The organism is Thalassospira sp. CH_XMU1420-2, from assembly GCF_037029325.1.
Lineage (GTDB): Bacteria > Pseudomonadota > Alphaproteobacteria > Rhodospirillales > Thalassospiraceae > Thalassospira > Thalassospira povalilytica.
Map to the genome: position 1 here is coordinate 406,362 of NZ_JAYMEG010000002.1, position 23,851 is coordinate 430,212.

18 protein-coding genes and 1 pseudogene are annotated in these 23,851 nt (G+C 56.5%); 15 read left to right on the top strand and 4 right to left on the bottom strand.

Annotated elements, in window-relative coordinates:
• Window positions 1-18 precede the first annotated feature (18 nt).
• The 15 genes and pseudogenes from fliD to WA429_RS06745 all read left to right on the top strand — a co-directional run bounded on the left by fliD (window position 19) and on the right by WA429_RS06745 (window position 19,529).
• Entirely contained in the window at window positions 19-1,788 is a 1,770-nt protein-coding gene (fliD, locus tag WA429_RS06675) for a flagellar filament capping protein FliD (protein WP_287466609.1), read from the top strand.
• A gap of 57 nt (window positions 1,789-1,845) precedes the next feature.
• Window positions 1,846-2,361, top strand: a complete 516-nt coding sequence (gene fliS, locus WA429_RS06680) for a flagellar export chaperone FliS (RefSeq protein WP_101248079.1) — start codon at window positions 1,846-1,848, stop codon at window positions 2,359-2,361.
• Window positions 2,362-2,635: 274 nt separating this feature from the next.
• Window positions 2,636-4,273, top strand: a complete 1,638-nt coding sequence (locus WA429_RS06685; RefSeq protein WP_287466608.1) for a flagellar hook-length control protein FliK — start codon at window positions 2,636-2,638, stop codon at window positions 4,271-4,273.
• A 21-nt stretch (window positions 4,274-4,294) separates the two neighbouring features.
• The gene (locus WA429_RS06690) at window positions 4,295-5,059 is read left to right on the top strand and encodes a flagellar hook assembly protein FlgD (protein WP_068518008.1); all 765 of its coding nucleotides are present in this window, start codon (window positions 4,295-4,297) and stop codon (window positions 5,057-5,059) included.
• A 50-nt stretch (window positions 5,060-5,109) separates the two neighbouring features.
• Window positions 5,110-6,855 (top strand): flagellar hook protein FlgE, encoded by a 1,746-nt coding sequence (locus WA429_RS06695; RefSeq protein WP_287466607.1) that lies wholly within the window; start codon window positions 5,110-5,112, stop codon window positions 6,853-6,855.
• A 355-nt stretch (window positions 6,856-7,210) separates the two neighbouring features.
• Window positions 7,211-8,812 carry a flagellar basal-body MS-ring/collar protein FliF gene (fliF, locus tag WA429_RS06700; RefSeq protein WP_068518010.1) on the top strand — a complete coding sequence of 534 codons (1,602 nt, stop codon included), beginning with the start codon at window positions 7,211-7,213 and terminating at the stop codon, window positions 8,810-8,812.
• Between the two features lie 79 nt (window positions 8,813-8,891).
• Window positions 8,892-10,478, top strand: coding sequence for a FliH/SctL family protein (locus WA429_RS06705; protein ID WP_287466606.1), 1,587 nt, complete (start codon window positions 8,892-8,894; stop codon window positions 10,476-10,478).
• Window positions 10,471-10,833, top strand: a complete 363-nt coding sequence (fliN, locus tag WA429_RS06710) for a flagellar motor switch protein FliN (RefSeq protein ID WP_044827611.1) — start codon at window positions 10,471-10,473, stop codon at window positions 10,831-10,833. Before WA429_RS06705 ends, fliN begins: the two co-directional genes overlap by 8 nt.
• Before the next feature lie 21 nt (window positions 10,834-10,854).
• Complete coding sequence (locus WA429_RS06715) at window positions 10,855-11,649, top strand: motility protein A (RefSeq protein ID WP_068518012.1); 795 nt, start codon at window positions 10,855-10,857, stop codon at window positions 11,647-11,649.
• An 88-nt stretch (window positions 11,650-11,737) separates the two neighbouring features.
• Window positions 11,738-13,324 carry a sigma-54-dependent transcriptional regulator gene (locus WA429_RS06720; RefSeq protein ID WP_287466605.1) on the top strand — a complete coding sequence of 529 codons (1,587 nt, stop codon included), beginning with the start codon at window positions 11,738-11,740 and terminating at the stop codon, window positions 13,322-13,324.
• A 92-nt stretch (window positions 13,325-13,416) separates the two neighbouring features.
• Window positions 13,417-15,580: pseudogene (gene flhA, locus WA429_RS06725) on the top strand (flagellar biosynthesis protein FlhA).
• Between the two features lie 57 nt (window positions 15,581-15,637).
• Entirely contained in the window at window positions 15,638-16,618 is a 981-nt protein-coding gene (locus tag WA429_RS06730) for a GTP-binding protein (protein ID WP_101248084.1), read from the top strand.
• A complete protein-coding gene (locus tag WA429_RS06735; RefSeq protein ID WP_068518016.1) occupies window positions 16,615-17,406 on the top strand; it encodes a MinD/ParA family protein in 792 nt (263 codons plus the stop codon). The genes WA429_RS06730 and WA429_RS06735 overlap by 4 nt, the downstream gene beginning before the upstream one ends.
• A gap of 7 nt (window positions 17,407-17,413) precedes the next feature.
• Window positions 17,414-19,033: a hypothetical protein gene (locus tag WA429_RS06740; RefSeq protein ID WP_287466604.1), complete on the top strand. Its 1,620-nt coding sequence runs from the start codon at window positions 17,414-17,416 to the stop codon at window positions 19,031-19,033.
• Between the two features lie 94 nt (window positions 19,034-19,127).
• Complete coding sequence (locus WA429_RS06745) at window positions 19,128-19,529, top strand: hypothetical protein (RefSeq protein WP_068518018.1); 402 nt, start codon at window positions 19,128-19,130, stop codon at window positions 19,527-19,529.
• Here WA429_RS06745 and WA429_RS06750 read toward each other — a convergent pair whose 3' ends face one another.
• The 4 genes from WA429_RS06750 to WA429_RS06765 form a co-directional block, all read right to left on the bottom strand.
• Window positions 19,530-20,084 (bottom strand): prolyl hydroxylase family protein, encoded by a 555-nt coding sequence (locus tag WA429_RS06750; RefSeq protein WP_068518019.1) that lies wholly within the window; start codon window positions 20,082-20,084, stop codon window positions 19,530-19,532.
• A gap of 145 nt (window positions 20,085-20,229) precedes the next feature.
• Window positions 20,230-20,880: an ATP-binding cassette domain-containing protein gene (locus WA429_RS06755; protein ID WP_228194343.1), complete on the bottom strand. Its 651-nt coding sequence runs from the start codon at window positions 20,878-20,880 to the stop codon at window positions 20,230-20,232.
• Between the two features lie 3 nt (window positions 20,881-20,883).
• Window positions 20,884-22,569, bottom strand: a complete 1,686-nt coding sequence (locus WA429_RS06760) for an ABC transporter permease (protein WP_287466603.1) — start codon at window positions 22,567-22,569, stop codon at window positions 20,884-20,886.
• Between the two features lie 6 nt (window positions 22,570-22,575).
• Window positions 22,576-23,817 carry an ABC transporter substrate-binding protein gene (locus WA429_RS06765; RefSeq protein WP_228194345.1) on the bottom strand — a complete coding sequence of 414 codons (1,242 nt, stop codon included), beginning with the start codon at window positions 23,815-23,817 and terminating at the stop codon, window positions 22,576-22,578.
• Between the last annotated feature and the right edge of the window lie 34 nt (window positions 23,818-23,851).

A 23,851-nucleotide genomic window follows, 5' to 3' on the forward strand; every position in this document is an offset into this window, starting at 1 on the left:
GCCCAAGGAGCTAAACCAATGAGCAGCTTGAATTTAAATAACATCTATGTTGGCGATAACGGCCGCGTCCAGTTGTCTGGCGGCTCATCCAACATCGATTTCGTCGACACCGTCGACCAGATGATTGCTGCCCGTCGTATTCCTGCGGACAATCTTGAAAAACGCATCGAAGCAAACGACGAAAAAATTGCCGCCCTGAAAGAGCTGCAAACCCTTGTTGGTACGCTCAAGGATTCCATGGCGAACCTTTATGGTGCGACCAGTTTCGACAAATCGAAGAACATCTTCGAAGCAAAACAGATTTTCGCCGCATCGAACGGCAGCGACGCCGGGTCCCTGATGGGGGTTACCGCGACCAATGCTGCGGCGACCGGCAGCTATAAGTTCGAAATCGTCGATGTCGCAAGCAAGCACAAACTGTCCAGTGATACCCAGGCCGTCGCGGCAAGCGCAGACGTCACCGGTCTTACCGGCACCGGCAGCTTCACCATTACCGGTGGTGTGGGCAGTTCGTCGATCACGGTTTCGGCTGGCGATACGCTTCAGGATATTCGCGACAAGATCAACAACGTCAAGGACACCACCGGCGTTCAGGCGTCTGTTATCAAGGTTTCGGCGACCGAAAGTACGATCATCTTCACCTCGACCGAAGAAGGCGTTGATAACCGGATGTCCTTTAGTGACGATACCGGTAACGTCCTGCAAAGTCTGGGTATTCTGACCGATCCGACCACGATCAACGCCGCCAATGTGATTGATGATGGCAATGATGCCTCCATCACGCTTGACGGCATTACCGTTACCCGTGGCACCAACGAATTTTCCGATCTGATCGATGGCCTGACCATCAGCCTTTATGATGCCGAACCAGGCACCGAAATCACGATCGAGATCGAACAGGACCTGAACCAGGCGAAAACGGCAATCCTTGACTTCGTTGATGCCTATAACGCGGTTCAGACCTTTATCAACGAAAAGACCTTTGTCGATCCGACCACCGGCGAAGCATCCGAAGATGCGATTCTGCTTGGCAATACGTCTGTCAAAAGCATTGAGTCCGCACTTCAGCAGATTGCCGGTTCCTTTGCCAATGGTGTAACCGACCGTGCGGGCAAGGATGATTATTCGGTACTGGCTGAAATCGGTCTGGATTTCGTGGCCTATGGCTCGAACGAGGACCCGCTTGTCAGCAAAACCATCGAAGTCGATGAGGCAGCTCTGAATGCGGCCCTGCTCAATGAGCCTGATGAGGTGATGGAACTGTTCCTGTTCCGCGGGAAATCGAACAATTCCGACGTCACCATGACCGGCTTTAGCAACAAGACCAATGCCGCGACCTATGATTTCAACATCAATGCGTCCGGCGGTGCCATCACCAGCGTGACCTATGACATCACGGTTGATGGCGTGACCACGACGGGCAAAAACGCCGTTGTGACCGGGAACAGCATTCGTACAGCCGATGGTCTTCGCCTGATTTATGGTGGCGATGGTCTGGCAAACGACACGGCCACTGTGACCACATCTGTTGGTATTGGTGCGCAGTTCTATTTTGAACTCGACTCAATCCTGGATGATGAAAACGGCACATTGACCCAGGCAATTTCGGATCTCGAAACGCAAAACACGTCCTATGACGAAAAAGTTGAGCGGATCGACGACCGCCTTTCCCGACAGCGAGAAGTCCTGATGGATCAGTTCATTGCGATGGAATCTGCCCTCGCACGGATGAAGAACATTCAGAGCTCTCTCGACGAATTGATGGCTGCAGGTAAAGATAGTAGTTAACTTTTCCATGCCATACATGCACACTAAAGAGACGCGTCGCATACCAAGGAGTGTCGCATGAATGAACACGCCGCCCAAACGTACAAGCACCAGCAGGTCAATACAGCTTCACCCGCCAAGATGGTGTATATGCTGTTCGAAAAGACCCTGTCGCGCTTGCAAGAGGCAAAGAACGCGATTGAGCGCAACGACATTCAGGGGCGCTGCAACGCGAATTGCAGCGCACAGGAACTGATTGCCCATCTTTCAAACACGCTGGATATGGAACAGGGTGGCGAAATCGCCGCCAATCTGGAGCGCCTTTATGCGCATTGCCTGATCCGCTTGATGGATGTTGATCGCAAGAATGACCCGGCACCTGCCGATGAAGTCGCCCGTCTTCTGACACCGCTTCGTGATTCGTGGGCTGCCTTGGCTGAAAAAAGCGAAGGCGAACTGCGTCAGGCCATCATGATTGCCCAGCAGGACCGCCCGGCACCCGCCGCATCGGAACAGATCGAAGCACCGGATACGGCATCGGGCACCGAAGAAGCCCCGGCACCGGCAAAATCGGGCCTGTCAATTTCTGCCTGATCCGGATCGCGGAAACAAATTCGGTCATTTGACCCGCATAAAGGCCCCGGCATATTTGTCGGGGCCTTTTGCATGTCTGAGCCATGCCATTCGTTGCGGCCTTCCCGAAACAGGATCATTTTTGCCCGGTTCCGGGGGATAGACAGGTCGGGCAAAAATTTCCCCTGCCGGTAACAGCCCGCTAAGGCGCTGAAATTCTATACAATTTGTTAACACCTGAAACTGGCCCGGCGCTTGCACATGTTCTGACACTGTTTCCAAAAGGACCAAGGTCATGAACAGCTCTGCGATTACAAACAGCACCATGCCAACCATCTCCATTCCGGGCTCAACCGCCAATGAAAGTGCGGGTTCGGGCTTTGGCGATGTCATGGCATCGATCACGGAAAACTGGTCGGAGCGCAAAAGCCAGATCAAATATGACACGGCAAAATCTGCCCAGAGCACCTGGGACGATAGCCGCGCAGACAGGCATGCCAATCGCGGCGTTGAAAATGACGATGCCAAAAGCGCATCACGTTCCGATGACAAACGCGATGATGAACCGATGCGCGCAGAGCGCAATGACCGCGACGATCATGGCAAAACCGATGATCGCAAGGCCGATGACAATCGCGATGTCGATACCGGCAGCCGCGATGCCGACCGCGCTGAGGATCAAACCCAAAGCGCAGATAGCGATCAGCCTTCTGACGGAGATGTCGCGGCCTCTGATGATGGCGCACCGTCGGAAGATGGAAAATCTGCCGCTGGCGATAAAGAAACTGCCGAAGGTGACGACACCCAGGTCGAGCTTGCCGTAACCGATCCCAATCAGCCCGCCCAGACCGTCCCGCTTCCGGGATCCCAGCAGGCGATTGATCTGGCCAAAGCACAGGCCGCGGCATCGCAATCAATTAATGCAAATGCCGGCACCAACGGCCAGAACGGCACACCGGCAAGCGGTCAGATCAATCCAGGAATGGCCGCCAATGCAGCTGCCAGCGATGGCACGACCGACGGCCTGATGAGTTCAACAGCACTCTCGCAGCCGGCCGCCGCTTCATCAGCAAAAATGGCGATGAATGGCGTGGATACGACCGCCGGTGATGATGTCTCGTCTGATAAATTCCTGTCGCGCATTGTTGATGCAATGAGCGCCGATGGCAAAGCCAAAACCGACGCAACAGGCATCACCAACGCAACGGTCAATGGTCAGTCGGTAAACGCCAATGGTGCACAGTCAACCGCAACCAACCCGGCACAAACCGCCCAGGCAGCCCAGCAAGCCATGGCCGCAGCAGCCGGTGCCCAGAACATGCAAAATGCAGCTGGCAGCCCGCAGGCACAGGCTAATGCCGCTGCAAATGGCACGGTAACAGCAACCGGCGCAAGCGAAGCAACCGCCCAGACCGCGCCGGGACAGCTTAATAGCACCAACAGCCTGCATCAGACCAATACCGGTGGCCAAACCGCCCAGACCGCGCGTCAGGCCCCCGCCCAGCAGGTCCAGCAGCAGGTTGCCGTGTCGATCAAAAACGCCGCCAGTGACGGTGTTGATAAAATTTCGGTCCAGCTTCGCCCCGAACATCTCGGGCGGGTGGATGTGAAAATGGAGATCGGCCACGATGGCCGTATCCAGGGTGTCATTCAGGCAGATACACGCGAAACACTGGACATGTTGCGCCAGGATTCCCGTGCATTGCAGCAGGCTCTTAAGGATGCCGGCCTGAATGCAGACAGTCAGAGCTTCACCTTTGAACACAGAGATCAAGGTGGCCGGGGTCAGGAAGGCCAGAGCCAATCTCGGATGACCGCCAACCAGGGCAGCAGCCCGGGCGATGGCGACATCCTGAGCGGAGCCGAACTCGCCGAACATGTTGGCATTGGCTATGGGATCAATCCCAACGGCCTTGTCGATATTCGGATCTAGGAAAGGTAGAGGGAACTTCCCATGGCCATTTCATCCCTAACCAACGTTGGTCTGTCCCAAAGCGATACCAACGCCGCGTCCAGCAGCTCGGCAAGCCAGCTTGCGCAGAACTTTGATACGTTTCTGACGCTTCTGACCACCCAGCTCAAGAACCAGGACCCGACCTCGCCGATGGAAAGTGATAAATTCACCGACCAGCTGAGCCAGTTCGCCCAGGTTGAACAGGGTATCCAGAGCAACAAGAACCTCGAAGACCTGATTGCGATGCAAAGTCAGCAGCGTCAGCTTTCTGCCCTGTCCTATGTCGGGGCCGAAATCGAAGCCGTTGGTGATACCAACTGGCTCGAAGAAGGCGGCGAGCTGAAATACAAATACAACGTTTCGCCCGAAGTTCCGCGTCTGCAACTGCAGATTCAGGATCAGAGCGGCAAAACCATCTATTCCGAAGAACTTACCGATGTGTCCGGCCTGCAGTCCTTTACCTGGGACGGCAAAAACAATAGCGGCGTCGAACAGGCAGCCGGGGCCTATACCCTGGTTCTCAAGCCGATGGCCGCAAACGGCGACACATTCCAGACTGACAAAGGCAAACCTGCATCTGTTGCCATTGGCATCATCGGGTCTGTCGATAGTGTCGATATCGACGATAGCGACATCTATCTCCGCATTGGTGACGTCTCTGTACCGTTCTCCACCCTTACCAACGTCAAGCTGGGTGCGAGCTCTACAGATACGAACACTGGCGGCAATGATACCGGAAGTGACGAACAGGACGAAGCAGCCTGAGGGCTTTCTTCCGATTTTGATCAACACCCTGTAAGTGCAGGAGAAGAAAAATGAGCCTTTTTGGTGCAATGATTTCCGGTGTATCCGGCCTGAACGCGCAGTCGCAGAACCTGGGCGTCATTTCGGACAACATCTCGAACCTTAATACCATCGGGTACAAGGGTACGGTTGGTCGTTTTTCGACCCTGGTGACGGAATCCGCCACCAACACCCGTTACACCCCGGGCGGTGTCTTGTTCCACCCGACTGCCCTGATCAGCAAGCAGGGCTTGCTTCAGGCAACGTCATCGACCACGGCGGCCGCAATTTCCGGCGACGGTTTCTTTATCGTCCGCGACAATGCGAACCCGGGCACGAATGACGAACTGTTCTTTACCCGTGCCGGTGACTTCAAGCCTGATGATGACGGCTATCTGCGCAATACCGCGGGCTACTATGTTCAGGGTTGGGCAACCGACCGTGAAGGTACCCTTCTTGATGCCGATGGTAACACCACGACATCAAACAGCTCGGCTGTTACCGACCTTCAGGTGCTCGACATCAACTCGATCCTGACGGCTGCGGCTTCGACGACCTCGATCGAGTTTGGTGCGAACCTTAACGCTGACGAAACCGCTGTGACAGGTGGCACCGCCACCTCGACCACGACCGGTATCGATTATGACACCACCGACCTGACCACCCTTGCCGGTATCAACAACGGTGACCAGTTCAGCATCACCCATAACGGTACGACAACCAACATCACGATCAGTACCGGTGACACGCTTGAAGATCTGGCCGCTGCCATCAGTGCCGTGACCGGGATCAATGCGACAACCACCACGACGGGCACCAACGATACCCTGACCCTGACTGCCGCCTTTGCCGATCAGGGCGTGACCTTTGCCAACGTGACCGGCACGCCGTTCAGTGCAACCGGCATCACGGTTCCGGGTATTCCGGGCACCCTGGCACCGACCTATGTTGCTGGTAACCTTGCAACCGGCACGGTTGCCGAAGACAACACCATGCCTGTCACGATTTATGACTCGCTGGGGTCTTCCCATACGGTCAACCTTCAGGTCGTGAAACTGGGTCAGAACCGCTGGGGCTTTGAGCTGACCGGCAACACCACGACTGGCGAGCTGGACCCCGCCGATCACCCGAACGGGCTGATCCAGGCCGGTGTCATCACCTTTGACGGGTCGGGCAACCTGCAGACCTTTACCGGTGTTGCGGCAACCATCGGCGGTGTGACCGTTGGCACGACCGGTGACCTTGACGATGCCGATATTTCTGCGGAATGGAGCAACGGTGCGGATGACAGCACCTTCAGCCTTGATTTCGGGACCATCGGCCTTGGTAACGGTATCACGCAGTTTGCTGCCGGTGCCGATGCCAACGGGAACCTTGTCAATTACACCACCCACTTCATCAACCAGAACGGCGCACAGGCAGGGACCATGGTGAACTACGCCCTGACCGAAGAAGGCTTCCTGCAAGTCGAATTCGCCAACGGTGTGAAACGCCCGGTCTACAAGCTGGCAATCGCGACCTTCGAGGCCCCCGATGAAATGGAAAACCACACTGGTAACGTTTATCGCCAGACGCGTGAATCGGGTGACTATCTACTGCGTGAACCGGGCCTGAACGGTGCCGGTAACGTTGTGGCATCCGCCCTTGAAGGGTCGAACGTCGATCTCGGTGAAGAATTCACCAACATGATCGTGACCCAGCGTGCCTTCTCGGCGAACACCAAGACGATTACCACGACCGATGAAATGCTCGACGAGCTGATCCGGATCAAACGGTAATTGATATCTGTTGCAGGGCGTTAGCCCGCCCTGCGATGTTCTGCTTTTACAGGGACTCGCCCGGCACTTGTGCCGGGCTTCTTTTTGGCACAATGACTCACTACATTAAACGCAGGCCAAACCGGTCAACAAAGATACAAATGATTCAAATCACTGGTGAATTTGAATCACGCAACTGGGCAAAAATTGCCGGTTGTTAACCTGTTCTTCAGCATGGAGAACTATTCGTTGTTGATGCTGGTCGAATTCCGTATGGACCGACCCGCATCGGGGACAGTGGTTAAATTTGGTTTCGGAGCAGTCGAACGTGGGCGGCTTGTTGCAAACACTCAAGAGTCTTGGACCTACACGCCTGATGGCCATCAGCGGCGTGGGTGTGTTGCTGCTTGTATTCTTTGCCTTCCTGATTTTGCGTGTATCCGCGCCGAATATGGAACTGCTCTATCGCGATCTGTCACCGGCTGATGCCAGTCAGATCGTCAACCGTCTCGAAGATCAGCAAGTCCAGTATCAGCTTCTGAATGGCGGTACGGAAATTCTCGTTCCCGCCGATCAGGTCAACCGCATGCGCCTGAGCATGGCCGAAAGCGGCCTGCCCGCCGGCGGTTCTGTCGGCTATGAAGTTTTTGACAATTCCGACGGCTTTGGCGCCACCAGCTTTGAGCAGAACATCAACCATGTTCGTGCCCTGGAAGGCGAACTGGCCCGCACCATCGCATCGATCCAGTCGATCCAGCAGGCGCGTGTGCATCTTGTTCTGCCGAAACGTCAGATGTTCTCGCGCGAAACCCAGGAAGCCAGTGCATCGATCGCAGTCAAGATGTCCGGTGGTGAACTCAAACCCGAACAGGTTGTCGCCATCCAGCATCTGGTCGCGGCCGCCGTTCCGCAGTTGCAGCCAAGCAAGGTGTCGATCATCGACGAACGTGGTCGCCTTCTGGCGCGCGGCGATGGCGAACAGCAATCATCGACCTTCCTGACCCAGACGGCCGATGAAATGCGCATCCGCACTGAAAGCCGCCTGCGCAATACGATCGAAGATCTGCTGTCACGGTCGCTTGGATATGGCGAAGTGCGTGCCGAAGTTTCCGTTGAAATGGACTTCAACAAGGTCACCACTGCCGATGAACGGTTCAACCCGGATGAACGTGTGATCCGTTCAAGCCAGACGATCGAAGAAAACTCGACCAATTCCGAGACCGAAGGCACCGATCCGGTTACCCTGCAAAACAACCTGCCTGATCCCAACCTTGGCGGGGCCAACGGTGCCGGCGCCCAAAGTCAGGAAAGCCGGTCCGAGGAAACCGTAAATTACGAAATTTCCAAAACCACGACAACCCAGGTCAAGGAAATCGGCGAAATTTCACGCGTTACTGTCGCAGTCCTTGTCGACGGGACCTATACCACCGACGAGAATGGCGAACGTCAGTATCAGGAACGCTCCCCCGAGGATCTCGAAAAGATCGCAGCCCTTGTGCGCAGCGCGATCGGCTATGACCCGCAGCGCAGCGACCAGGTCGAAGTCATCAACATGCAGTTCGCCGATGCCGGTGATCTGTTCCCGGATGAAGAAATCGAGACCTTCCTTGGTCTGGACAAAGCCGAGATCTTCCGCATTGCTGAAATGCTGGTTCTGGCCATTGTCGCCATCCTGGTCATCCTGCTGGTGGTTCGCCCGCTTCTGACCCGTGCGTTCGAAACCCTGCCAAGTGCAGCGGACATGGCCCAGCGTCAGCTTCTGGCAGATGACATGACCGCCGAAGGCACACCGGCCCTTGAAGGACCGGCACCGGTTCCGATGGCCCCGGGCATGGATGACGGCGAGGAACTGATCAACCTGTCGCAGGTCGAAGGCCGCGTTAAGGCATCCTCGGTCAAGAAAATCGGCGAGATCGTGGAAAAGCATCCGGAAGAAGCTCTTTCGATCATTCGCAACTGGCTGTATCAGGAAAATTGATGTTCCGATCAGTCGACGGCTCACTGGCAGCCCTTTGGCTGCCTTCCTTTTGTCGCTCAAGGCGGTTTAACAGTTCGATATGACGGCCATTGAAAAGTTCACTTTTGCCCTAAGCTTCGACGACGCAGACAACGTGATCCGTTCTGCCGGCGATGATGATGAGCATTACGAGCTGGGCAAAAAGAAGAAAAAGAAAAAAGACGACACGCCACCACCGCCCCCGGCCGTCTATACCGAAGAACAAGCCGCCCAGATGGTTGCCGAGGCCGAACAGAAAGGCCACGAGCAAGGCTATGCCGAAGGTCACGCCAAGGGGCTTGAACAAGGCTATCAGGAAGTCATGGCGTCGGTCGAAAAGGCAATCGGCGATGTTGAATCCGTGATTGCCGAAAAGCTGGGCCAGATCGACGAACAGCAAAAACGCGCCAATGCCAAAATCAACGAAGACGCCATTCACGTTGCGCTTGGTGTCATTCGCAAACTGGCTCCGGCCTGGTCAAAGCAATATCAGCTTGTCGAAATCGAAGACATCATTCGCCAATGTCTGGCCAATCTGTTTGACGCCCCGAAAGTGATGATCAAGGTCAATCCGGAGCTTGAAACCCAGTTGGTCGAAGTCGCCCATCGCATTGCGGAATCGCGCGGCTTTTCCGGCAAGGTCGTCGTTGTTGGCGAACCCGATGTGGCGGTTGGTGATTGCATGGTGTCGTGGGGCGACGGAACCGCTGTGCGTGACAGTGCGCGCGTCTGGTCTGAAATCAATGGCATTATTGAAAATGCCCTGACCCTGCATGCCAGTGAACACGACCTGCCCGAATGCGACATGGGTGATCCGGAAATTCAGGCCACACCCGCGCCGGAAAAACCGGCATCCCAAAACGCGCAGTCCGCACCAGACCAAGCGGCGACACCAACGCCTGCGCAAACCCCGGCAACAGCCGCACCGGAACAAGCAGCCACGGCACAACCCACCCCTGCCACAGCGCAGCCTGCTCCGCCTACTCCGCCCGCCCCGGCTAGCCAGCCTTCGCAGCCTGCGGCAACCGCACCTGCGGCACCCGCGCCACAACCGGCACCGCAATCCGCCAATCCGGGCCAACCGGCAAATCCGGGGGCACAGGCAACTCAATCAAACAGTGCGCCCGCATCGTCCCAACCGGGCCCGGCTGGCACGCCAGCACAAACCGCGGTACAAACCCCGGCACAGCCCGCCCCGCCTCAGGCTTCTGGCAATGCAAAACCCGATATGGCAGCCGCGAATGCCGGTCCTGCACAAAATAGTGCAACAGGCCAAAACACCGCGCCCAAAGAAGGCGATGGCACCGATGCGCGGAATGTGCAAACATCGACAGATAATGCAATGCCAAAACCTGACAACGCACTGGAAAACCCGGCAGATCAGGCAAAAGCACCTGCACCTGGTACCCAACCGGCATCAGGACCCGCGGGCAAGACAGAAAACAACGAAGGGCAATCCACATCCGGACCGCAGGGCACTGGGGACACGACCGCCATGCAATCCGGACCGCAGGCCGCGCCACAGGCATCTCAGGGGCAGAACCAACCGCCTCGAAATGCCGCAGAACCGGCTGCGACGCCGACCGACGCCGAGAAGCAGGCTGCTGTGAAGCAACCGACCAAAGACGCAGGAGACGAAAATGGCTGATGATGACGATCTCGAACTCTCGGAACTCGACGACGATCATATCGAGTTGGAGGGCGAAGGTACCGAACTTCTTGCCGCTGCCGAAGCCGGAAGCGAGCAAATGAAGACATCCAAGGACCTTGAAGCCGTCTATGACATTCCCGTCCAGGTTTCTGCCGTCCTTGGAAAAGCAACCATGCAGGTCAGTCAGTTGCTGAAACTTGGTCGTGGTGCTGTCGTAGAGCTTGACCGCAAAGTTGGTGAAGCTATTGATATCTATGTGAACAACCGTCTGGTCGCACGTGGCGAAGTGGTGGTTGTGGAAGATCGTCTTGGTGTGACCATGACGGAAATCATCAAATCTGAGAAAAGCTAACGTAAGAGAGGATCTGCGACTATGGCCGAAGGGGGGACTAAAACGTCGTTTGACATTGCGACAGTCGGGGGACTGATCATCGGTTTTGCGCTGGTGATTGCCGCGATTATTTTCGGCGGCTCGCCGGGTGCCTTTATCGATATCCCTTCTGTGCTGATTGTTATCGGCGGTACGGCTGCGATCACCGCGGTCAGCTTTGCACTGGGCGAGTTTCTTGGCTCGGGCAAGATCCTGATGCGGACGATTTTCCATAAGTCGCGCAATCCTGCGGATGCGGCGCTGCAAATCCTGCAGCTGGCCGAAATCGCCCGTAAAGGTGGCGTGCTTTCCCTTCAGGGGCATCTCGACAGTCTGCAAAGCGAAGAATATCTGTGGAAAGGCCTGTCGCTGGTTGTTGACGGCACGCCGGCCGAAGAAGTCGAAGCGATCATGCGCAAAGACATGAATGCCACCATCGGCCGCCACCAGAAAGGTGCGAACATCATGAAAAAGGCCGGTGACGTTGCCCCGGCCATGGGCCTGATCGGGACGCTGATCGGTCTGGTGCAGATGCTTGGCAACCTTGATGATCCGTCGTCAATCGGTCCGTCCATGGCGGTTGCGCTTCTGACCACCTTCTATGGCGCGGTTCTGGCCAACATGGTGTTCATGCCGCTTGCCGGTAAACTTGAACGTAACTCGAGCGACGAAGAACTTCTGAATTCGGTCTATATGGTCGGCGCCGTTTCCATCGGCCGTCAGGAAAACCCGCGCCGTCTGGAGATGCTGATCAACTCGATCCTGCCGCCGTCAAAACGCGTCAGCTATTTCGATTGATCTGAAACGTGAATATTCCGGCCCCGAAAACCGTCCATATGGGCAGGTCGCCGGGGCCATCTGGAAATGATCGGAAAGAGATGAGACTATGCAGGTACTGATCGTTGGTGGACTGGGCGGACAGATAGGCGCAGCCAGCAAGATCGCAATGGCGCGCGGCGCATCGGTCCAGTTGGCCGAAAGCGTCACGACTGCGCTTAATATCCTGCGGGCAGGCAACCGCATTGATCTGGTGATGGCCGATATCGCCCTTGATGTGGCTGCCCTGATCGATGCGATCAGCAAGGAACGCATCAATGTTCCGGTGGTTGCGTGCGGCATTGGCAATGACGTCAATGGTGCGGTCAATGCGATCAAGGCCGGTGCCCAGGAATTCATCCCCCTTCCGCCCGAAGCAGACCTGATTGCGGCCATCTTCGAAGCTGTGACCGAAGAAAGCCACGCGCTGATCCATCGCGATGCGCGCATGGCCGAAACGCTGCGTCTGGCATCCCAGGTTGCCAACAGTTCGGCCTCGATCCTGATTACGGGGGAAAGCGGCACGGGCAAGGAAATCATTTCACGCTACGTCCATCGCAAATCAAACCGTTCGGACAAGCCGTTTGTTGCGGTCAACTGTGCTGCCATCCCTGATAACCTTCTTGAATCCGAATTGTTCGGTCATGAAAAAGGGGCCTTTACCGGCGCACAGGCCCGGCGTATCGGAAAGTTTGAAGAAGCCAATGGCGGGACCCTTTTGCTTGATGAAATCAGCGAAATGGATGTCCGTCTTCAGGCCAAGCTTCTGCGTGCGATCCAGGAAAAGGAAATCGACCGTCTGGGTGGCAAAACCCCGGTCAAGGTCGATGTCCGAATTCTTGCGACCTCGAACCGCAATCTCGAGGCCGAAGTCAATGCCGGCAACTTCCGCGAAGATTTGTATTTCCGCCTGAATGTCGTCAATCTTGATATTCCGTCCTTGCGCGAACGTCCCGATGACATTCCGGTTCTGGCCGAATTTTTCGTCAAGAAATACTCCGATGCCAATGATGTGCCGATCCGCCCGATCAGCCCGCTGGCCATCCAGCGTCTGTTGTCCCATCACTGGCGCGGCAATGTGCGCGAACTTGAAAACACCATGCATCGTGCCGTTCTGATCGCCAGTCCCGATGAAATCGGGCCCGAGGCCATCATGCTGTCAGGCACCGGCAGCAGCGAACCCGCACGCCCCCAGACAAGCCCGGATGCGCAATCGCCCGCACCGGCCGCCCCTGCTTCCCCTGCTTCCCCGGCATCAGCACGCGCAAGTTCGGCCTACGCCAATGCGAATGCGGCCTATGGGGCGGCGTCATCGGCCTATCAGTCCGGCACACCGGCACCAGCCCAACCAACGCCACAGGCCCCGGTCGAACCGGCACATGCGACACCCGATGAAAATGGGTCCGATGCGAATGACACCGACACAGGCAATGGAAATGGCAATGGCAATGACGGGTCCATGACCGCCGCCCTTGTCGGGCGCACCGTGGCCGATGTTGAACGTGATCTGATCATTGACACCCTGAAACATTGCTTTGGCAACCGTACGCACGCGGCCAATATTCTGGGCATTTCGATCCGCACATTGCGCAACAAACTGCGCCAATATACCGACGAAGGTCTGGCAGTTCCCGCGCCGGGTGATGGCCAGGACTGACGATGACATCCGGCTTTGCGCGCCCCATATCATAGGGAACCAACAAAAGCGCAAGCGACACAGAGCAACCAACAGGATAACAAGCAAACACCATGGCCGAAGGTCAAGATATCACACCGACTGGTTCTGGCGGCTCTGACGGCCAGGGTGGCGGTGCGTCCGGAGGCATAAATTTCGGCGCCGTGCAGTCGCGTGTTGCATCGGCAATGAAGCGTGGCGATATCGCCATGGCGCTCGGATTTATCATGATCCTTGTGGTCATGATGTTCCCGATGCCGCCATGGCTGCTTGATTTCATGCTGGCATTATCGATCAGTTTTTCCGTGCTGATCCTGATGACGTCGCTGTTCATTCAAAAGCCGCTTGAATTCAACTCGTTCCCGACCATCCTTCTGGTCGCGACATCGCTTCGACTGGCTCTGAACATTGCGACCACGCGTCTGATCCTGGGCCATGGTCACGAAGGCACACATGCCGCCGGTGCCGTGATCGAGGCGTTTGGCAGCTTCCTGATTTCGGGCAATTTCGTCATCGGGATCATTGTTTTTGCCATCCTTGTCATCATCAACTTTGTCGTGATCACCAAGGGTTCTGGCCGTATCGCCGAAGTCGCGGCCCGCTTTACCCTTGATGCGATGCCCGGCAAACAGATGGCGATTGACGCCGATCTGTCATCGGGCCTGATCAACGAAGAACAAGCCAAGGCACGCCGTAAGGAACTCGAAGATGAAAGTTCGTTCTTCGGTTCCATGGATGGTGCATCCAAATTCGTTCGTGGTGATGCGGTTGCCGGTATTCTGATCACCTTTATCAACGTGGTTGGCGGCATCATCATCGGTACCGCACAGATGGGCCTGTCACTGGGTCAGGCAACGGAAACCTATACCATCCTGACGGTGGGTGACGGTCTGGTATCGCAGATCCCTGCCCTGATCGTCTCGACCGCAGCCGGTCTTCTGGTGACCAAGGGTGGTCTTGATGGCGCAACCGAAAAGGCCCGTCTTTGGCCAGGTCAGTAACTACCCTGCTGCCCTGGGCGTTGCCGCCGCCCTGATGGCCGGCATGTCGCTTTTGCCGGGCATTCCGATGGTCTGGTTCCTTGGTCTGGCGGTCGGCCTTGGCTATCTGGCCTATTACATGGGCAAACGCCAAAAGGCCGCCGTCGTCCAAGAACAGATGAAAGAAAGCCAGGCCGCAGCAGAAGCCGCCGCCCCACCGCCCGAAGAACCGATCGCCAATGCGCTTCGCATGGATTATGTGCGGCTTGAACTGGGCTATGGCCTGCTGTCGCTGATCAGTACCGAACGCGGTCAGAAACTGACCGACCAGATCAAGGCCCTGCGCCGTCAGCTTGCCGGTGACATGGGCTTTGTCATGCCCTCGGTCCGTATTCAGGACAATATGCAGCTTCCGGCCAATACCTACGTGCTGCGCGTCAAGGAGATCGAGGCCGGCCGTGGTGATCTGCGCCCGAACATGTTGCTGGTGATGGACCCGCGCGGCGAGGAAATCACCCTGTCGGGCGAGAAGACCATGGAGCCGACCTTTAACCTGCCGGCCATGTGGATCGAACAGGGCATGAAGGAAGAAGCCATGTTCCGCGGCTATACCGTGGTTGACCCGCAAACCGTGATCACGACCCACATTACCGAAGTGATCAAGGACCACATGCCCGAATTGCTGTCTTATGCGGAAACGCAAAAGCTGCTTGATGAACTTGATGAAGACCAGAAGAAACTGGTCGAAGACATCGTTCCGGGTCAGGTATCGGTTGGTGGTGTTCAGCGTGTTCTTCAGAATCTGTTGACCGAACGCGTATCGATCCGCGATCTGCCGACCATTCTCGAAGGGATTGCGGAATCCACCGCCTTTACCCGCAACCCGACCTTCATGACCGAACATGTGCGTTCGCGCCTTGCGCGCCAACTGTCGGATGTGAACACCAATCAGGATGGCGTCATTCCGCTGGTGACCATGTCACCGCAATGGGAACAGATCTTTGCCGAAAGCCTTGTCGGTTCCGGCGAGGAAAAGCAGCTTTCCATTCCGCCAAGCCAGCTTCAGGAATTCATCAACAAGGTCCGCACCACGTTTGAACGGCTGGGCATGATGGGGGAATCACCGGTTCTTTTGACCAGCCCCGGCATTCGTCCCTATGTGCGCTCGATCGTTGAACGGTTCCGCCCAAGCACCGTGGTCATGTCGCAGAACGAAATTCATCCCAAGGCACAATTGAAAACACTGGGGCAGGTCTGATGATCAACAACATCATGACCACCGGCATTGTGGTCAGGGAAATGACAGGGGGGATTGATGCGTCTTAAGACCTTTACCGCCCCGACAATGACCGAGGCCATGGCCCTTGTAAAAGAGCATATGGGCGCGGATGCCATCATCGTTTCGACACAGGACATCCCGGGAAGCGGCGTGCGCCTGACCGCGGCTCTTGATCGCGATCCTGATTTTGATGACGACATTGCCCCTGCCCCGGCCTTGCAGGAACAGCTTGAAACCGCAGAAGCCGCCTTGACGCGGCATAATTTGCCGGAACGGCTGCGCATTCGTCTGTGTGACATCATGGCGCGCGAAACCGCGGCCGCTTCTGCGCAGCAACTTCTGGCCGGTGCGCTTGATGAAATTTTTGATTTCTCGCCCTTGCCTGAAAAAAACACGCCGCGCGCCCTGGCCTTTGTCGGCCCGCCCGGTTCGGGCAAGACGCTGGCCGTTGCCAAAACGGCTGCGCGTGCAGTAATGAAAAAACGCAAAGTTGCCGTTCTTTCAACCGATTACAAACGGGCTGGCGGCATCGCTCAGCTTGAAGCTTTTACCCGTATCCTCAAGGTCGAGCTGCTTCAGGCAAAGTCACCCGATGAACTTAAATCGCGCTTTGCCGATATCCGCGAAGCCGATGTGATCCTGATCGATACGGCAAGCTGCAATCCGTATCTTGAAACCGATATTGGCACGCTTTGTGAATTCATGAAGGCAATTCCAAGTGAACCGATACTGGTTAACCCGGCAGGGATTGATGCCTATGAGTCCGCCGATATCGCCAATGCCTTTGCTGATGGGGGGGCGACGCGTGTCATGATATCGCGTCTTGATGTTGCCGCCCGCCTTGGTGGTGCGCTATACGGTGCGGATTCAGGAAATCTTTCCCTTTGCAATGTCAGTATGACAGCCCAGGTTGCGGACGGCCTGACCGCGCTAAGTCCCCTTGCCTTGGCTAAACTTCTGATACCGTCCCATCGCGCTGACACCGCAAAACCGAGCTTCTCCGAGGTCGTGAAATGACTACCAAGTCTGATGCTGTACCCAAAACTGCCCCGCGCACCAGAGGCCGCAATGTTCTTGCCGTCGCGTCTGGTAAAGGCGGCGTGGGCAAGACCTGGTTTTCCATTACGCTCACCCATGCAATGGTGCTCGAAGGGCATAATGCGCTTCTGTTTGACGGCGACCTTGGCCTGGCTAATATCGACATTCAGCTTGGCCTGATGCCCAAGCATGATCTGGGCGGTGTCATTTCCGGGCGCATCAGCCTGAAAGACGCCATCACCCATTTCCCCGATGGCGGTTTTGACATCATCGCCGGTCGCAGTGGTTCGGGCAGTCTCGCCAACCTTCCGGCCAGCCGCTTGCAGGCCCTTTCCGACGATCTTCTGCAAACCGGGAAATCCTATGACAAGGTCCTGATTGATCTTGGTGCAGGCGTTGATCAGGGCGTGCGCCAGATGACCGGCCTTGCCAATACCGTGATTGTCATCACCAATGGCGATCCGACGTCACTGACCGATGCTTATGCCTTTATCAAGATCACCCACATGGCCCGTCCGAAAACCGATATCCGGGTGGTGATCAATATGGCCAAGGACAAAAAAGAAGGTCAGGCGATCTATAACAAGCTGCTCAAGGCGTGTGAGGGCTTCCTCAAAATTTCGCCACCGCTGCTTGGCGTTATTCGGGCTGATGCGCGCGTTTCGGAATGCATTCGCAATCAGACGCCGCTTTTGACCCGTCATCCGAATTGCGATGCCGCCCGTGACATAGAAGCCATCGCCCAGACCCTCCTGGACGAGGAGTAACCTTGTCATGACCCTCCCGCCACAGGCTATCTCGCCCGGAACCGCGGTCGGTGGGCAGGCCTCGGCGGGCGGAACGACAGGACAGGCATCCCAGGGCTCGGTCCCGGCCCAGGTCACGGCAACCGTGACCAGCGCGACCTCGCAACAGGTTGCCGCTGCCCTTGCAAAGCTGCCGGTTGAAACGCTGCTTCAGGCGTCCGTCCAATCGCAATCGGGCAATCAGCTGACCCTTGCCACTGCACTTGGACAGGTTACGGTCAAACTTCCCAGCGCCTTGCCAACCAATCTCGGTGATCTGCTTTGGGCGCGCTTGCCGACATCAAATGCCGCCAGCAGTTCGACAACAACCGGTGCGACCAATCCCGGCGATGGCTTGCGCCTGCAATTGCTGCCGCAAACGTTGATGCCCGGATCATCGGCTATGTCGGGCAGTCTGGCATCTGGCAATATCGGTGCGACCACCCTTACCCCCGGTCAGACATTCAATGCGGTTACCACCTCTGTCCTGGCGATGCCAAATGGCACGCAATTGCCCGCCGGCAGTCAGACACAGGTGATTTTTCTTGGTCAGGGCACGGTCACGGCCCAACAGGCTGCCAATGTTCTGAATGCGGCGGGTGGGATGGCCGGTGGCACGGTTGCCGGGGCAACACCGGGCGCTGGCATCGCCCCGACAATTGCCGCACAAACCGCAGCCGGACAGGCACCGGGCTTGTTGCTGAGCGGGACGGTCTTGCCCCCTGACAGTGCCGAGGCCCGGCTGCTGCCACAGGGCTTTACCGCCCTTCGGACGTCAGCCGGGATTGTCGGCATCAAATTGCCGGTTCCTGCGCCAACCGGTGCGACCCTGTCATTCAGTGTTGATGCCGCGGGCAGCGGTCGTGTTGCCACATCCATGCCGATGACAGAGGCCGACCTGATCCTGCGCGGGCAAAATGCCGCTTTGACCCATGATTGGGACAGCCTGCAAAAAGCGGTTCATGCCCTGCAACAGCATGACCCGGGTGCGGCGATGAGCCTGTTGAACAATCTGCCACAACCCGGCCCGAAATTGACAACCACGATGATGTTCTTTTTTGCGGCGATGACCAGCACAAAGGGCGGTTTGCGTGGCTGGATCGGGGATCGTGCCGCCAACAGTCTTTCATCCCTGTCCGAGGCCGATGGTGGCGGGCTAAAACGTCTTGAAGGTGACTTTGGCCAGTTGCGCACCATGGCAGCCGACGAACGCCCCGATGGCTGGCGTGTCATGGCGATGCCGTTCAATATGGGTGGCAAAATCGAACAATTGCAATTTGGCTGGCGCCATGGCGATCGCGAAGACGATCCCGAGAAAAAGGATGATCAGGGCACGCGCTTCCTGCTGGATCTGTCCTTTAGCGTCGTGGGACATACCCAGCTTGACGGCCTTGTCAAAGGCGAAGACAGCAAGTTCGATCTGATCATTCGTACCGAAAACCCGTTGCAGTCACATAACCGCGATGACATTCGCGGCATCTTCCGCGAGGCACTTCAGATTTCCGGTTATAGCGGGCATATCCTGTTTCAGGACGGATCACGTTTTGTCCATATTGCCCCGCCTGCCGACAGCAGCGGCCCCAATTCCCACAGCGGGATTCAGGCGTAATTCACGACAAGCTTATGAAATGAATGCTTTTACTGCCCGGTGCACAAGCGTATCCTGATCGTCTGATTTTCATATATAAGAACGGTTAAACGTCATGCTTGAAATTTATCAACGTCGCAATCTGATCCTGACCGAAGCCAACCCGGGACCACAGGTCGATTATGTGGTGACGTTGCAAAGCAACCTGACGGGTGTGGAAAATGTCTTTCCGGCACGCATGACGCTGCGCTATGTGCCCGACAGACTGATCCTTAAAACCGATTGTCTGGCGGATTATTACGCCGAAATTTCCACCATTACCTTCGAAAGCTTCGAGGCCGCGGCGGTGTTGTTGATGGATGATTTCAACAACGAACTGGTGCCGCGCTGGATCAGCCTGCGTCTTGATAAACAGACCGCGGACAATGATCAGGTCTTCCATCACGAAACCGCCCTTGAAGACCGTCAGCCGAAATGGGGCAACCCGCGCCTTCTCGATCGTCTGGAACGCTACTGATCAGCGGAACGGGTTTCCGTGCACCCATTGGGTCAGCGAATAGCGCAGACCCGCGGTTGTCGGCGCCACACGGTGCAGAACAAAGCTCGGGAAAAAGATCGCGGTTCCGCGTTCCATCGGCGCATCCAGGAAATTCCCCGCCGGGTTAAGCTGCAACTGACCGCCTTCATACTGGTCGGGTTCGGAAAGCTGGATCACCATGGTCAGTTTGCGCCGACGGGCGACTTCGGATGCGCCAACATCACTGTGCCAGTCATAATGACCGCGCAAGTCGCCCGCATAACAGGCGATCTGGGCTTCTTCGGCAAAATCGGTCAGGGCAAAGTCAAACACATTGCGGTTCACATCAGCCACAAGGTCGATGATCCTGCGGCAAACAACCGGTTCCTGTTCTTCGTTGAACCAGGTGATTTTTGACCGGCGGATATGGGTTGCGGTTTGCCCCTGTACGAGGCCGCCTTCGTCCATTTCATGCGCAAAGCCCGCGATCAGACGATCACAGGTGGCTGCGTCCAATGCGTTCGGGACGATGGCAAACATTTCTTCTGGAAACATTCACGACATTCTCCATGCCGCACAGGACCGGTATTGGTTGCCCCGGCCCCAAAGACAATTCTTTGCGGTGAATTGCTATTACGACCAAACTCCCCCCAATACCAGCAAATTTGCCGCTATTGGCCATGACATAATTCACAGGGATCTATGCAAGATTGATCACCCTTCCGCCCGCGGCACTGCCGTCTTCGGGATCGTGGGTGACCATCAATGTCGGAAGGCGGTTTTTACGGCATTGTTCAAACACAAATGACCTGAACTGACCGCGCAATTCGCTATCAAGTTTCGAGAACGGCTCATCAAGCAACAGCGCACAAGGTTCGGACAACAAGACACGCAACAAGGCCACACGCGCACGCTGCCCACCCGACAGGGTTGCCGGATCGCGATCGGCAAACCCGTCCATATCCGCATTTTTCAGGGCGTTCTCAACCAACATGCGTCGCTTGGCTTTGCCCTTGACTGATGCCGGTAGCGCAAAGGCCAGATTGCCGCCAACCGACAGATGCGGAAACAATAAATCATCCTGAAACAGAATACCTACATGGCGATCCTGGGGCGGGCATCCATCAAGGCACCTGCCATTCAGAACGACCTGTCCTGAAACATCAAACTGCGCGGGCAAGGTGCCACAGATGTGGCCAAGCAAACTTGATTTGCCAGAACCGCTTGGCCCCATCAGGGTGACGATTTCACCAGGCGCAATCACAAGATCAACCGCAAGCAGTTCCTGCCCGTCCAGACGGATACTGACAGTGCGAAGTTCAAGCCCGGTTTCGGAATGATCCGATGGCATTTTCTATCCCCTGTTCTGTGCATTCATGCCCCGCCGATGGCGGAACAGGATAGCCGGTATCAGCAATGCACAGGCAAATCCGGCAAATGGCAAAACCATCTGCAACAATCCGTATATCCCGATCATGCGGCGGTCGCCCCCCGATGCCAGTGCCACGGCCTCGGTCGTGACGGTGGCAAACCGCCCCGCCCCGATCAGAAGTGTTGGCAAATATTGCCCGACCGTCACCGCCAGCCCAACCGCCATCGCGGTCAGAACCGCACGGGTCAGCAACGGCAAACGCACGTGCCAGAATACCCGCATTGGTGATGCCCCAAGACAAAGTGCCGTCTGCCCGTATCGCGGATCAAGTGCCCGAAACGGATCAGACAGCGACAGGAACACATAGGGCAACACAAACACCAGATGCGACAGCACAACCGATATCAACGTCCGTTCAAGCCCGATCAGGGTAAAGAATACCTGCAATCCGAACATGAAGCTGATCTGCGGCACAATCAGCGGCAGGTAAATCAGCCAAATCGCCCCGCGACCGGGTTTGTGACGGATTCTGGTTTCGTGTTCCAGACATCCAAGAACAAGCGCAATCGCAATCACAACGGTCGGCACCGCGATCAAAAGCGTGGTGACAAGGCTGCTTCCGATCGCATCATATTCGCGCTGCCAAAGACGCAGACTGAAACTGCGGGGCAAAATATCGGGAAATCCCCAGAACCCGGCAATGCTCCAGACCAGAAGAACCACAAGTCCCAGTATCAGGGCCCCGGCCGACAATCCGGCCAAAACCGCGCTTCCGGCGCGCATGCCGCCATCATGGCGGAACCGTTGGCCATTGGCGGCGATCTGGTGTCCGATCAGTGCAATGATCCGTTCCCCGGCCACCCAGATCCCGATGGCTACCACAACGACAAGCAACTGCAAGATTGCCGCACTTGATGCCATGAACCGCAATGCAAGATCAGGATCGGACAGCCACCCCAATATCCGAACCGCCAGCGGTGCCGGTGTTGTCGGACCCAAAATGATCGCAACATCAACAACCGACGTCGAATAGGCCAGAACCGCCAATACCGGCAATCTGATTTGCGGGTAAATCCGTGGCAATGTCGCCTTGAACCATCCCGCAATCCGGCCATAGCCCAATGTGGCGGTAATCTGGGCGGTGCGGGCGGTATCGGCTTGCGGCAAGGCTGCAAGGGTCATCAAAAACAGAAACGGGATTTCCTTGGCGACCAGCCCGGCAATCATCGCAATCCCCAGCGGATCATGAATGATCGCGATATCGGGCGGGCGATCCCATCCGGCAAACTGGGCAATCACACGTGCAATCCAGCCCGACGGCGCAATCAGAAATGCCAATCCGAATGCCGCGGTCGCGTGCGGAACCGCCAGGATCGGTGACAATATCCGCTGCATGGCCCGAAAAATCCGGGTGCCCTGCCAGGCGGCACAAAACAGCATGACAATCGCAACCGACACGAAACTTGCAATCAGGCCGTTGACCAGCGACAGCCGCACTGAATGCCAGATCCCCGGTTGCGCGAAAAGGGCGGCCCACGGTTCAAGTCCGGGCTCAGTTCCGCCAAGTACAGGCAAAATGCCAAATGCCGGCAACAAAGTGCCAATCAGCCCGGCAGATACCGGGCCGATCATAAAGGCAATCGTGATGATGGGGACAAATCGCAACATGCGCGATTATTGCACCACGCCGTAATGTTTCTGCCATTCGGTTTCGACCAGCTCCATCCAGCTTGGATGGGGTTCAGGCAAAACCGTGCCACGTTCGGCCGGTGCAAGGGATGCAATGCCAAGATCAAGATTGGCAAAGGCTTCCTGCATGTCAGCAGGCAGCTTATCCATCGCAAGAACCGTATCAGCGCCCCAATATTGCGGGTCCTGTTTGCGCAGCTGGGCTTCCGGTGACATCAGGAAGTCGGCCAGAACCACCGCACCGGCCTTTGCCGATGCGTTATAGGGGATGGCCACAAAGTTGGTATTGCCCAATGTGCCATTGTCAAACACATAGGATCGCACCGTATCGGGAAGCTCGAACGCTTCGATCGCCGATGACACTTCGCCCGAACTGAATGAAAACGCGATATCGATTTCGTTATCGCCAAGCAGGGTCCGCATCGCCGCCCCGTTCTGCGGATAGGCCTGACCATTGCGCCACAATAGCGGCTGCAAATCTTCAAGATATCCCCAAAGCGGTTCAAGAACCGCCTTGGCATCAACTTCGTCAGCCGGTTGCTGCAAGACCTTGGGGTCTTTGACCAGTTCGGTCAGGATCTGTTTCAGGAAGGTCGATCCCATATAGTTTGGCGGCTGCGGATAGGTAAAGCGCCCCGGATTTTTCGCCAGCCATTCCAGCAAGGCTTGCGCAGATTTCGGCACGCTATCAAGTTTGGCGGTGTCGTAATAGAAACTGACCTGTGCCATGCCCCACGGCGCTTCAAGCCCGTCGGTCGGAACGGTAAAATCGTTCACCACGGTGGGTTTGCCTTCAACATCGACATATTCGAAATTTGGCGTTTCTTCGACCCACGGACCAAACAGCAATTCATTGCGCTTCATCGCGGCAAAGTTTTCACCGTTAATCCAGATCATATCAACCGCACCGCCATCATTCACCCCGGCGGTCTTTTCCGACAGCACCTTGGTCACGGCATCGGCGGTATCGGTCAGTTTGACCTGAACGACCTTGACCCCGTAACGTTCAAAAACCTGATCACCGGCCCAGGCGATATAATCATTGATGCGTGGCTCCCCGCCCCATGCATGCCAATAAACGGTCTGCCCGCGGGCCTGATCAAGAACCGACTGCCAGTTCCCGACATCGGGGGCCGGGTCCGCATATGCCGGCAATGACACCGATGCTGTTGCAATGCCTGTCGCCAGGGCCAACGCAGAGACAAAAGCACGCATTCTTGAACGCATATCGGACAATCCTTTTCACCTGATGACCTGTCAT

What these genes read in the sequence shown, in the direction of transcription:
- WA429_RS06765 (WP_228194345.1), bottom strand. Translation starts at nt 23,817, where the DNA reads ATGCGTTCAAGAATGCGTGCTTTTGTCTCTGCGTTGGCCCTGGCGACA.
- WA429_RS06740 (WP_287466604.1), top strand. Translation starts at nt 17,414, where the DNA reads ATGACCCTCCCGCCACAGGCTATCTCGCCCGGAACCGCGGTCGGTGGG.
- WA429_RS06720 (WP_287466605.1), top strand. Translation starts at nt 11,738, where the DNA reads ATGCAGGTACTGATCGTTGGTGGACTGGGCGGACAGATAGGCGCAGCC.
- WA429_RS06705 (WP_287466606.1), top strand. Translation starts at nt 8,892, where the DNA reads ATGACGGCCATTGAAAAGTTCACTTTTGCCCTAAGCTTCGACGACGCA.
- WA429_RS06685 (WP_287466608.1), top strand. Translation starts at nt 2,636, where the DNA reads ATGAACAGCTCTGCGATTACAAACAGCACCATGCCAACCATCTCCATT.
- fliD (WP_287466609.1), top strand. Translation starts at nt 19, where the DNA reads ATGAGCAGCTTGAATTTAAATAACATCTATGTTGGCGATAACGGCCGC.
- WA429_RS06750 (WP_068518019.1), bottom strand. Translation starts at nt 20,084, where the DNA reads ATGTTTCCAGAAGAAATGTTTGCCATCGTCCCGAACGCATTGGACGCA.
- WA429_RS06690 (WP_068518008.1), top strand. Translation starts at nt 4,295, where the DNA reads ATGGCCATTTCATCCCTAACCAACGTTGGTCTGTCCCAAAGCGATACC.
- fliF (WP_068518010.1), top strand. Translation starts at nt 7,211, where the DNA reads ATGGCCATCAGCGGCGTGGGTGTGTTGCTGCTTGTATTCTTTGCCTTC.
- WA429_RS06745 (WP_068518018.1), top strand. Translation starts at nt 19,128, where the DNA reads ATGCTTGAAATTTATCAACGTCGCAATCTGATCCTGACCGAAGCCAAC.
- fliN (WP_044827611.1), top strand. Translation starts at nt 10,471, where the DNA reads ATGGCTGATGATGACGATCTCGAACTCTCGGAACTCGACGACGATCAT.
- WA429_RS06715 (WP_068518012.1), top strand. Translation starts at nt 10,855, where the DNA reads ATGGCCGAAGGGGGGACTAAAACGTCGTTTGACATTGCGACAGTCGGG.
- WA429_RS06695 (WP_287466607.1), top strand. Translation starts at nt 5,110, where the DNA reads ATGAGCCTTTTTGGTGCAATGATTTCCGGTGTATCCGGCCTGAACGCG.
- fliS (WP_101248079.1), top strand. Translation starts at nt 1,846, where the DNA reads ATGAATGAACACGCCGCCCAAACGTACAAGCACCAGCAGGTCAATACA.
- WA429_RS06730 (WP_101248084.1), top strand. Translation starts at nt 15,638, where the DNA reads ATGCGTCTTAAGACCTTTACCGCCCCGACAATGACCGAGGCCATGGCC.
- WA429_RS06760 (WP_287466603.1), bottom strand. Translation starts at nt 22,569, where the DNA reads ATGTTGCGATTTGTCCCCATCATCACGATTGCCTTTATGATCGGCCCG.
- WA429_RS06735 (WP_068518016.1), top strand. Translation starts at nt 16,615, where the DNA reads ATGACTACCAAGTCTGATGCTGTACCCAAAACTGCCCCGCGCACCAGA.
- WA429_RS06755 (WP_228194343.1), bottom strand. Translation starts at nt 20,880, where the DNA reads ATGCCATCGGATCATTCCGAAACCGGGCTTGAACTTCGCACTGTCAGT.